Origin of the sequence: Flectobacillus sp., from assembly GCF_049240685.1 — a bacterium.
In the GTDB taxonomy this organism is placed as follows: domain Bacteria; phylum Bacteroidota; class Bacteroidia; order Cytophagales; family Spirosomataceae; genus Flectobacillus.
Window position 1 is genome coordinate 1 of record NZ_JBMLSD010000435.1, and the last position, 9,967, is coordinate 9,967.

10 protein-coding genes are annotated in these 9,967 nt (G+C 38.7%); 5 read left to right on the plus strand and 5 right to left on the minus strand.

The features are described 5' to 3' along the window. Nucleotides 1-170 precede the first annotated feature (170 nt). A complete protein-coding gene (locus ACOVQ4_RS19905; protein ID WP_421822355.1) occupies nt 171-866 on the minus strand; it encodes a helix-turn-helix domain-containing protein in 696 nt (231 codons plus the stop codon). A 206-nt stretch (nt 867-1,072) separates the two neighbouring features. Here ACOVQ4_RS19905 and ACOVQ4_RS19910 point away from each other — a divergent pair, with 206 nt between their 5' ends. The 4 genes from ACOVQ4_RS19910 (at nt 1,073) to ACOVQ4_RS19925 (ending at nt 4,800) form a co-directional block, all read left to right on the plus strand. Further along, nucleotides 1,073-1,783 carry a phosphoadenylyl-sulfate reductase gene (locus tag ACOVQ4_RS19910; protein ID WP_421822356.1) on the plus strand — a complete coding sequence of 237 codons (711 nt, stop codon included), beginning with the start codon at nt 1,073-1,075 and terminating at the stop codon, nt 1,781-1,783. 185 nt (nt 1,784-1,968) lie between these two features. Further along, nucleotides 1,969-2,919 carry a sulfate adenylyltransferase subunit CysD gene (gene cysD, locus ACOVQ4_RS19915; RefSeq protein WP_421822357.1) on the plus strand — a complete coding sequence of 317 codons (951 nt, stop codon included), beginning with the start codon at nt 1,969-1,971 and terminating at the stop codon, nt 2,917-2,919. A 192-nt stretch (nt 2,920-3,111) separates the two neighbouring features. Then, on the plus strand, nt 3,112-3,471 hold the full coding sequence (locus ACOVQ4_RS19920; RefSeq protein WP_421822358.1) for a four helix bundle protein: 360 nt from the start codon (nt 3,112-3,114) through the stop codon (nt 3,469-3,471). 78 nt (nt 3,472-3,549) lie between these two features. Further along, nucleotides 3,550-4,800: a sulfate adenylyltransferase subunit 1 gene (locus tag ACOVQ4_RS19925; protein ID WP_421822359.1), complete on the plus strand. Its 1,251-nt coding sequence runs from the start codon at nt 3,550-3,552 to the stop codon at nt 4,798-4,800. A gap of 109 nt (nt 4,801-4,909) precedes the next feature. On the opposite strand, the gene ACOVQ4_RS19930 is transcribed toward ACOVQ4_RS19925, so the two are convergent. From ACOVQ4_RS19930 to ACOVQ4_RS19940, 3 genes are all read right to left on the minus strand, one after another. Then, nucleotides 4,910-5,302, minus strand: coding sequence for a VOC family protein (locus tag ACOVQ4_RS19930; RefSeq protein ID WP_421822360.1), 393 nt, complete (start codon nt 5,300-5,302; stop codon nt 4,910-4,912). Nucleotides 5,303-5,336: 34 nt separating this feature from the next. Further along, nucleotides 5,337-5,792: a hypothetical protein gene (locus ACOVQ4_RS19935; RefSeq protein WP_421822361.1), complete on the minus strand. Its 456-nt coding sequence runs from the start codon at nt 5,790-5,792 to the stop codon at nt 5,337-5,339. A gap of 135 nt (nt 5,793-5,927) precedes the next feature. Continuing rightward, on the minus strand, nt 5,928-6,263 hold the full coding sequence (locus tag ACOVQ4_RS19940) for a winged helix-turn-helix transcriptional regulator (protein WP_421822362.1): 336 nt from the start codon (nt 6,261-6,263) through the stop codon (nt 5,928-5,930). A gap of 391 nt (nt 6,264-6,654) precedes the next feature. Between ACOVQ4_RS19940 and ACOVQ4_RS19945 the strand changes: the two genes are divergently transcribed. Further along, nucleotides 6,655-7,650 (plus strand): YhdH/YhfP family quinone oxidoreductase, encoded by a 996-nt coding sequence (locus ACOVQ4_RS19945; RefSeq protein WP_421822363.1) that lies wholly within the window; start codon nt 6,655-6,657, stop codon nt 7,648-7,650. A gap of 80 nt (nt 7,651-7,730) precedes the next feature. Here ACOVQ4_RS19945 and ACOVQ4_RS19950 read toward each other — a convergent pair whose 3' ends face one another. Beyond that, nucleotides 7,731-9,551, minus strand: coding sequence for an FAD-dependent oxidoreductase (locus ACOVQ4_RS19950; RefSeq protein WP_421822364.1), 1,821 nt, complete (start codon nt 9,549-9,551; stop codon nt 7,731-7,733). Nucleotides 9,552-9,967 lie beyond the last annotated feature (416 nt).

Below are 9,967 nucleotides of genomic sequence, written 5' to 3' on the forward strand. Positions count from 1 at the left end.
AGTCTTTAATATTTCATAAAAAACGATTTAATACTCTGTGTCTATTGCCTGTTTCGTTGTGGCTTCAGCACAAACTTGCCAATCGTTACTAGAAAACAATTTAACACTCTTTGCCTTGTGCCTGTTGCCTTGTGCCTGTTGCCTCTTGCCTTCAACACAAAACCTTTAGCCTAATAAACCACATACGTGTCTACCAACTCGTTGGGTTGCACTCTTAACACATGACCTAATACCAACAACACTAATGTTCTTGAGGCGAGCCACAGAGGAATTTTGGCTATCTCAGCAAATTTTTCTAAAGTAATATTTTGATGTTGAGCTAGATACTCCATCAATACTTTTTCCTTTTCACCAAATACAAATCGAATACCTTCCTCATTTTCACGACGTAAAATTTGCTTAACCTCCTTGCTAGCTTGTACCGAGCGATCCTGTACTCTTACATAGGCCTTTGGAGGCTCTGTAGCCGATAGTTTGACAAAATGTGGCTTTTCTGTACTTTGGGGTATTGTAAAAATCAATACATCTCGTTCGTCGGTAATAGCAAGCCGTTCAAGACGGTAATTAATGGGGGGCTCGCAAAACTTTTCGATTGCTCTGACGAGCGTATATTCTTCCTCATCCACAAACTTCAAACCAGGGATACTTTTGTCATCGCCAACCCCTACTAGCAAGGTGCCCCCATCTGTGTTGGCAAATGCCACAACCTCACGGATAATTTTTTCGGGGTGGTTGGCTTTTAGCTTGAATTCTAATTGGCTACCTTCTCCTTTCCGCACCAGATTTTTTAAATCCTTTAAGTCCATGTCCGACACGCGGCTGTGACTGTTTGTTTTTTCAAAATACGAAACAAGTCCCTGATTCATAGCTTTTTATATTTTTGCTCGATACTTTTGGTAGCGACTATTATTTTTAAAGATAACAGATTTCGATGGAGAAAATTTCATGTAATTCAAAAATATTTCCTTAATAAGACTACTTTATCACTAGACTTTATATATATTTGTGGTGAATTTGAAATGAGGCTAAGCCTCGCTAAATCAGCAAGGTACGATACTTGCTTTATGTGAAAATGGCAGATTTACTCGCGTTAAAACAAACATTAGAATCACTCTCGCTCGGCGAAGCGCTTCAGTATGTAGCCGAAAATTATCAAAATGTAGTGTTTTCTACTTCATTTGGGCAGGAAGATCAGGTAATTACCGACGCAATCTACAAGAATAACCCTAGCAATGCTGCTCTCAATATTCGTGTCTTTACGCTTGATACTGGTCGTTTATTTCAGGAAACGTATGATTTGATGGATGCTACCAGAGCTAAGTACAATCAATCGTTTGAAACGTATTTCCCAAATACAGCCAAAGTAGAAGCATTGGCCAAAGAAAAGGGCTTTAATAGTTTTTACTTCTCGGTAGAGAACCGTAAAGAATGTTGTTTTATTCGTAAAATCGAGCCATTGAAGCGTGCTTTGGCTGGTGCCCAAGTTTGGATTACAGGCTTACGTGCCGAACAATCAGAAAATCGTTCGGATATGCCAATTGTAGAATGGGACGAAGCCAATCAGGTAATTAAGTTTAATCCTTTGATTCACTGGACGTATGAAGAGGTATTAGAATACATCAAAGCCAATCGCGTTCCTGATAGTCCATTGCATCGTAAAGGATTTATTTCGATTGGTTGTGCGCCATGTACTCGAGCTATCAGCGAAGGCGAACATCCTCGTGCTGGTCGTTGGTGGTGGGAAGCATCTCAGAAAGAATGTGGATTGCATGCAGCAAAATAAAATTGAATTAATGCGCTATCGGCTATAAGCTTTAGGTATTATGCCAAAAAACTTCATTGAATAGAGAAATTCTTTTGCCGAATACCCATAGCCGACAGCCGAAATGTTGACCATGAATGAGTCAAAATCGCTCATTCTCAAATTACTCAATACATAGAAGAATATTGATTAAATAATAATAGAATATGAGTAACGTATCGATAGAAAAAGATGTTGAAGTAGCTTCCGAAACCCAACCAAAATGGGGGGTGTTTCCTCGTGAGTTGGAAGATGAAGCCATTTATATTATTCGTGAGGTAGCGGCGCAGTTCGAGCGTCCTGCTTTGTTGTTTTCAGGGGGTAAAGATTCTATTACCCTTGTGCGTTTGGCACAAAAGGCATTTTATCCAGGGAAAATCCCTTTCCCATTAGTACATATCGATACTGGCCATAACTTCCCTGAAACCGTTGAGTTTAGAGACTGGCTAGCCAACGAAGTAGGCGCCGACCTTATCGTTCGCTATGTGCAAGACTCTATCAACCAAGGCAAAGTAAAAGAAGAAACTGGTAAGTATGCTTCCAGAAATGCTTTGCAAACAGTAACCTTACTTGATACAATCGAAGAATTTAAGTTTGACGCTTGTATCGGTGGTGCTCGCCGTGACGAAGAAAAAGCTCGTGCCAAAGAGCGTATTTTCTCAGTACGTGACGACTTCGGTCAGTGGGATGCGAAACGTCAACGTCCAGAATTGTTCGATATGCTAAACGGACGTATTTCGATTGGTGAAAACGTGCGTGTATTCCCTATTTCGAACTGGACAGAATTAGATGTTTGGAATTATATTAAGGAAGAAAAAATGGCGATTCCTTCTATCTATTACTCGCACAAACGTCAGGTAATCGAAAGAGATGGAATGCTTTGGGCTGATTCTGAATACCTAAACAAAGATGCCGATGAAATTCCATTCGAGGCTACCGTACGTTTTCGTACCGTAGGCGACATGACTTGTACCGCAGCGGTATCTTCAGAAGCTGTAGAGTTAGACGATATCATTGGCGAAATCCTTGCAGCAGAAATCTCAGAACGCGGTGCCCGCATCGACGATAAGCGCTCTGAAGCAGCCATGGAAAAACGCAAGCAACAAGGATATTTTTAAGTGATGAGTTGTGAGTTTTGAGTGAGGAGTTATTGGAATTTTGAATATTGAGTGTTGAATTTGGAATAAAAAATGATTTTAAATAAATCCTAACTCAATACAAAACTCTCAACCAAACATTCTCCTCACACATGATTCAACACTTAGCACTTAAATAAACTCAGCATTCAGCACTCAAAACTCCTCACTCAAATGGGATATGATAATCTTAAAAATAGAACAAAATCGTTCGCTTTGAGAATTATCAAGCTTGTTGAAAGTTTACCTAATACGCCAACAGCACAGGTTATTGGAAAACAATTACTTCGTTGTGGGACATCGGTAGGAGCTAATTACAGGGCATCTTGCAGAGCAAAATCACCCGCTGATTTTATAGCTAAGATTGCAATTGTTGTTGAGGAAGCTGATGAAGCATTATTTTGGATGGAATTGTTAGTAGAATCTGGAATTGTGAAAGAAGAGTTGTTAAAAGACCTGATGAAAGAAGCAGACGAATTGATCGCTATTTTTATCTCGTCAAGTAAAACGGCAAAAGAAAATAATAAAAATTAAAGTTGAGAGTGAGAAAAGCATCAATGTTGATGAAAATTTTAATTCCTCACTCCGCACTCAAAACTCCACACTCAGTAGATGGACATTTTAAGAATAGCAACAGCAGGTTCGGTTGATGACGGAAAAAGTACATTAATTGGACGTTTATTATACGAAACAAAATCTATTACAAAAGACAAAATCGAAGCACTTGAAGCGGCTTCGAAAAGAAAAGGTCTTGATTTTCTTGACTTGTCATTGTTGACAGATGGCCTAATCGCTGAGCGTGAACAAGGTATCACAATCGACGTGGCACATATCTATTTCTCGACACCAAAACGCAAGTATATCATTGCCGATACCCCTGGGCACTTCGAATATACTCGTAACATGGTGACTGGTGCTTCGAACACCAAAGTATCAATGATTTTGATTGATGCTCGTAATGGCGTGTTGGAACAAACTTACCGTCACTTCTTTATCGCTTCTACATTGCGTATTCCTAAAGTTGTGGTTTGTGTCAACAAAATGGACTTGGTAGGTTATAGCGAAGAGCGTTTCAACGAAATCAAAGCTAGTGTTGAAGAATTAGCTTCAAAAGTATCTTTCGAAGGGCAAGAGATTACTTTCATTCCTATGTCTTCTTTGTACGGACAAAACCTTTCTACTAAATCAGACGAAATGCCTTGGTACAAAGGCTTGCCATTATTAGAAGAATTAGAGCAATTCCATCCAGAAACAGCAGTTGGTGCTTCGCACTCAGCTCGTTTCCCTGTGCAATTTGTGGTTCGTCCAAAAACAGAAGAATTCCACGATTACAGAGGATACGCTGGTAAAATTGCGAGTGGTGAATTTGCGGTAGGAGATACTGTAACGGTATTGCCAACTGGACAAAGTACAAAAATTGCTACGATTGAGAAATTTGGTCAAAAGCTTGAAATTGCTGGTCCAAAAGAATCTGTAGTAATTACCCTCGAAACAGATGTAGATGTTTCGCGTGGTAATATGTTGGTAAAATCAGATGACCAACCAGCGCAGTTGAAAGAAATCAATGCAAAAGTATGTTGGTTAGACTCACAAGCTTTGACTTCGGGTCGTAACTACATTTTACAGCATGGCATCAACGATTCAAAAGCTAAAGTTGTAAGCTTGAACAAAAAGTACGATGTCGTAAACCACGATGTTATTGCTGATTTCTCAGAATTGAAATTAAACGAAATTGCAGAGGTAACAATCAAAACGGCCAAACCAATTTTTGCAGATAAATACGAAGATAATCCATCTAATGGAGCCTTTATTTTGATTGACGAGTTTTCACATTCAACTGTTGGAGTTGGATTTGTGTTGTAGGTTTGACAAAAAAGAATGAAAAAAAGGTTGTCGAGGCTATAAAGCTTTGACAACCTTTTTTTGTATAGAAATTGGAGTATGATTTTCAAAATATCACCACTCAATACCCTTATCCCATCGGCGTACAGAGCTCTATCAAAAAGCCATCAATATCACGCACATAAGCTACTGTTTGCCCCCAAGGTTTTTGTTTGGGAGGTGCTACCAAGCTGGCGCCAGCTTCTATGGATTGTTTTACCAAAGCTTCAACATCATCGGTAGTAAAGCCTATTTCGATAGCGAAGGGCTTTGTTGATAGACTACTTTCCTGAAAACCATCTGGTAAATTGCTTTCTGCCAATGATTTATGAGCAAAAGATAAAGTTGTTTCTCCTGTAATTAACTCAGCGTATGTACTGTCAGGGCTGATAAACTTCGTAGTGAATTGAAAAGCCTTTTCGTAAAATGCTACAGATTTTTCAACATCCGAAACATACAAAATGGTATAGGCAAACTTAATCATAGCAAATAGGATTTGAGTTTTGACGAAATGGATGCTATTCTATTCCTAATAAAATTTCTGTGACATTCTCAGCTGAAGTAAGATCAACCCAATGAATATACACTTCACGAACTTGATTGGTGGGTTTTGCACCTTTTTCATATAATTCCTTAAACATACCATCATACACAGGCTCGATATTACTGAAATCGCCATGATGCACATGAGCCATAGCCTTGAAGCCTTCGTGTGTGGTTAAAGTATATTTTTCAGGTAACTCAACCTCTACATCATTGACAGGCAATGCGATTTCGAGAGTAAAAGGCTTGGTTGGGTCGCCAGAAGCGTTCCAATAAATAAACTCTAAAGGTCCTTGAGCTTCTAAGCCTAATTGTGATGCTGTCACATACAAAGGCTCTACCTCTCGCATAGCAATAGTATTGACATGAGGCAAGGTTGTTTCGGTACTGTAAATGAAATACTTCTGAGCAGGGATTTGTTTAGTTGTCATTTTGATTGTGAAGTTTAAAGTATAAGAAGTTTTTGCAATGGGTTAAATCAATGTTCAACATCTAGCGTTTCATTGAAGACATGACAAAATAAGTACTGCTCTGTGACAAGGGTATGTCAGTAGGGTTAAAAAAAATTACAAATTTTGTAAAGTTTTTTCTTGATGAATACGTCCCCACTTTCGAATTTCTTTCACAATCGGATAAATCGTTTCGCCATATTCGGTCAAAGCATATTCTACACGTGGAGGAACTTCGGCAAAGACAGTTCTACTCAAAATGCCATCAGCTTCGAGTTCATCTAATTGTTTGGCCAACATTCGTTCGCTAATAGTTGGAAGCGCACGTTTCATTTCCCCAAATCGATTTACCTCTTTTTTGATAAGTACCAATAAAGTGGTTTTGCATTTACCTTTCAAGACTTTCATAAATACGTCCGAAGGACAGCTATATTCAACAAGATTTTTTTCCATTTTTCAAAAAATAAAACACTGATAGTCAGCAAAACTGCATTTTTTGTAAGTATCTGTACCCAATGTAATCCCTTGACTTTCAAGGATATTTTGTAGAAGTTTATGACAAAAAACAAAATAAATGAATTTTATCTGAAAGCACTCTAAAGAGCAAGCTAAAGTTCAATTGATATATTGGGTTAAGGATAGCAATTTTGAAATAAATATTTGATTAGAAGTAATTTATAGATTTTGCATGTGATAATCTGATATTGAACAAAACATGAAAGTGTAATCCTGATGTTTGAACTTACAGTTTAAAACTGTTAAAAAAATGAGTCCAATACTAAGTCTTGAACTAGTAACGTATAAAGCTTAAAGCGGGTAAAATACCCATTAACATAACAAAACTATGAGCCAATTTAAAGCCCTTGTGGTATCCGAAAATGCTGAAAAGCAATATGTAAGAACCATCACACAACGTAATATCGAAGACTTACCCGCAGGAGAGGTTTTAATCAATGTCCACTATTCGACATTGAATTATAAAGATGCTTTATCTTCGATTGGAAATAAGGGAGTAACTCGCAATTATCCACATACGCCAGGTATTGATGCATCGGGTGTCGTGGTTGAAAGTACTGATGCTAATTTTTCGGTTGGACAAGAAGTATTAGTCACCAGTTATGATTTAGGAATGAATACTTCGGGTGCTTTGGCCGAATACATTCGTGTGCCTGCCAAATGGGTTATTGCTCTGCCAGCAGGATTGAGCCTTTCAGATGCCATGATTTTAGGTACGGCTGGTCTAACTGCTGGATTGTGTATAGATGCTTTGTTGAAGTATGGTGTTAGTCCAGAAAAAGGAAAGATTATTGTAACAGGTTCGACGGGTGGGGTAGGAATTTTGTCGGTAGCTATTTTAGCCAAATTAGGTTTTGAAGTAGTGGCTGTCACTGGCAAGCCCGAAGCTGCTGAGTTACTTCAACGTTTAGGTGCAAAGGAAATTGTCAGTCGCGAAAGTTTGAACGATGCCTCTGGTCGTCCGATGTTAAAGTCGATATATGCAGGGGCAGTAGATACCGTAGGAGGGAATATCTTAGCCACTATTTTGAAGTCACTTCATTATGGCGGAGCCGTTGCTGCTTGTGGTTTGGTAGCATCTCCTGATTTACCGACTTCGGTATTTCCATTTATCTTAAGAGGCAATGCTCTGCTAGGTATAGATTCAGCCGAATGTCCAATGTCCAAACGCTTAGAAATTTGGCAACATCTAGCCAGCGATTGGAAGTTAGACAACCTCGATTTAATCAGTCATGAGATTGGTTTAGAGGAAGTTCCAGCAAAATTAGACTTAATGTTAGAAGGGAAATCTTTTGGAAAAAGTTTGGTTAAAATCATTGACTAAAATAGGATAATCCCGATAAAATACTTTTCCAAAATCCATAGATTTACCCTTCTAAAATTAGTACAAAATAGAAGGTGAATCTATGGATTATTTTTGTTTTTTTCTTGTGATAAAAAACCTTGGTGATCTATTTTTTGATAAAAAGGATTCAAAACTTTATCCACAAGATAAGCCAATTCTCCTCTTTGGATAGTTCCTGTCGGTGGAAGATTTACTTGGTGTTTTGGGGATATGTGGATAAATATGCTTGTCAATTGTGGATAACTCAGTGGATAACTCAACTCCGACTCTGTAAATGTGGGTAACTTGAGCTTTGGATAGTAAGGTTTTAGACCCTCCAAGAAATCTTTCAACAAAATGGTAGAGTCTGGGTAAAACCATGTTTCATTCGACCATTTGTTGTTTTTGCCTTCTCCTTTCAAGATACCCGTTGCTCCAATTTTTTGAATAGCTCTAAAATAAGGATGCTCTGGAGCTACATCAATATAAGGCATAAGGTAGGCTTTCTGGTTGACTAAAATATTTTGTACTTTTCGAATAGATACTTTTTCAGGAGAAACCTTATTTTGTACGGCAAGACTTGCCAAAACGCCAGCTGCTTGTCCTATTTCCATGACAACAGGCTGAAGGCGAGAGGCTCCGTTGACAAGATTGGATACGGAGATAGATTTTTCAGCAACGATAAGATTACTAACATTTTCAGGGATAAGACTCCCCAAAGGAATATTGAAAGAAGGTACTGGAACAAAGTACAAATCGGGCGCTTTGGGGTTTTTGCCATGATGCTGATCTATAGGATAATCGCCCACGGCGATACCTGTGCGATAAAGCGGCTCGGCTTGCGCAAAAGGTTTTTCAAGATGATTCATATTGATACGAGCTAGCCCTTTGATGCGTCGGCTTTCGCGGTGATACGGAATCATTGGAAGAGAATCGCTTGTTTCAAAAACATCGGCTAATCCGAGGGTATTCCAGCCTAATTCGGTTTGCATGAAATACACAAAATTTCGGGTATGCTCTTTGGCTTTAATAATCGCTTGTTTGCGCTGTTGGGCATTCATATCGACCATATTGACATAGTAATCATTGCCATGAATTGGCCAATTAATCATATATAGGTCATTTTGTAGCTTGCCATAGGTTTTCATTTTTTCACAATCCCAAAGCCTAGGCATTTGTTTATCGGGGCATAGTTTTTCACAAGCACAAATAAAATCCTCTCTACGATAATCAGACGAAGGGTTCACAGGCTTTTGAACTTGATGATAGTCTTTTAGCACAGCTACATAAGTTAAGTCTTGAATAATATCATTGGCTTGTTGAGGAGCTACTCTTTCTTGATAGGTACTTTGAGCATCCATTCCTAGGTCATATTTTACACCTAATTGTGCTGCTACGTCACCTAACTCGGTGGCATCGATGAGGATTTTTGCTTGAATAGTTTCTGAAGTATTTCCTGCTAAAGTGATAAGCCAGCGGTTATTCTGAGAAACAATCTGCGTATAACGAGTGCCCAATAACACTTGAAGATTTGGTTCTTTGCTACACATCTCGGAAAGAATCTGCTGTCCTACTTGAGGTTCAAACATCACTTGGCTCACCCAACCTGTTTGCAGCGCTGCTGCTGAACCATAATATTTGAGAAGCGCATTTTTGAATTCTGCCCAAAGACCACTCTGTAAATGATGATTGCCATCTATGGCACTGACGCCTGCCGAGGTAAGCATTCCTCCAAGCCAGGCTTCCTCTTCAATGATGGTAACCTTTACGCCCAATCGAGCGGCTTGAATACCTGCCATTACGCCACTGGCACCTCCACCAATTACAAGAACGTCTGTTTTTAGTTGAGATAGGCTTACAAAGGGTATTAAATAGATGAGGAGCAAAAAGTATTTTTTCATAAAATGTTAAATTTTGGATGGAACAAAGCAAGTTTTGTGTCTTTGGATAGAGTATTCTGTAAATTTAAGGCTGAAGTAGGCTTTCTGTTGAGCGGTATTATCCTGAAAATAAGTGAGCAAAGTAAAATTGAGCATTGTAGTTGTTAGCATTCGGGATTAAGTTGTAGGCAAATAGTTTTTTGTGCCGAATTAAATTTAACTTTTTTGTTTTAGGGACAAGGCAACAGGCACAAGGCACAGAGTGTTAAAATGTTTTTAACGACCACGGACAGGCATTTTTCCCATAGCCCACCGCCGAAAGCCGATACCTGAAAGCTTAAAGCACAATCTTAAACTTTATTTTGCGTACTAACTTAAGTTACCGTGCCGAATTAGATTTAACTTTTTTTTTAGGCATAAGGCAAAGAGTGTTAAAT

Bases quoted from the DNA above. Each gene is read 5' to 3' on its own strand.
- ACOVQ4_RS19905 (WP_421822355.1), bottom strand. From the start codon at position 866: ATGAATCAGGGACTTGTTTCGTATTTTGAAAAAACAAACAGTCACAGC.
- ACOVQ4_RS19910 (WP_421822356.1), top strand. From the start codon at position 1,073: ATGGCAGATTTACTCGCGTTAAAACAAACATTAGAATCACTCTCGCTC.
- cysD (WP_421822357.1), top strand. From the start codon at position 1,969: ATGAGTAACGTATCGATAGAAAAAGATGTTGAAGTAGCTTCCGAAACC.
- ACOVQ4_RS19920 (WP_421822358.1), top strand. From the start codon at position 3,112: ATGGGATATGATAATCTTAAAAATAGAACAAAATCGTTCGCTTTGAGA.
- ACOVQ4_RS19925 (WP_421822359.1), top strand. From the start codon at position 3,550: ATGGACATTTTAAGAATAGCAACAGCAGGTTCGGTTGATGACGGAAAA.
- ACOVQ4_RS19930 (WP_421822360.1), bottom strand. From the start codon at position 5,302: ATGATTAAGTTTGCCTATACCATTTTGTATGTTTCGGATGTTGAAAAA.
- ACOVQ4_RS19935 (WP_421822361.1), bottom strand. From the start codon at position 5,792: ATGACAACTAAACAAATCCCTGCTCAGAAGTATTTCATTTACAGTACC.
- ACOVQ4_RS19940 (WP_421822362.1), bottom strand. From the start codon at position 6,263: ATGGAAAAAAATCTTGTTGAATATAGCTGTCCTTCGGACGTATTTATG.
- ACOVQ4_RS19945 (WP_421822363.1), top strand. From the start codon at position 6,655: ATGAGCCAATTTAAAGCCCTTGTGGTATCCGAAAATGCTGAAAAGCAA.
- ACOVQ4_RS19950 (WP_421822364.1), bottom strand. From the start codon at position 9,551: ATGAAAAAATACTTTTTGCTCCTCATCTATTTAATACCCTTTGTAAGC.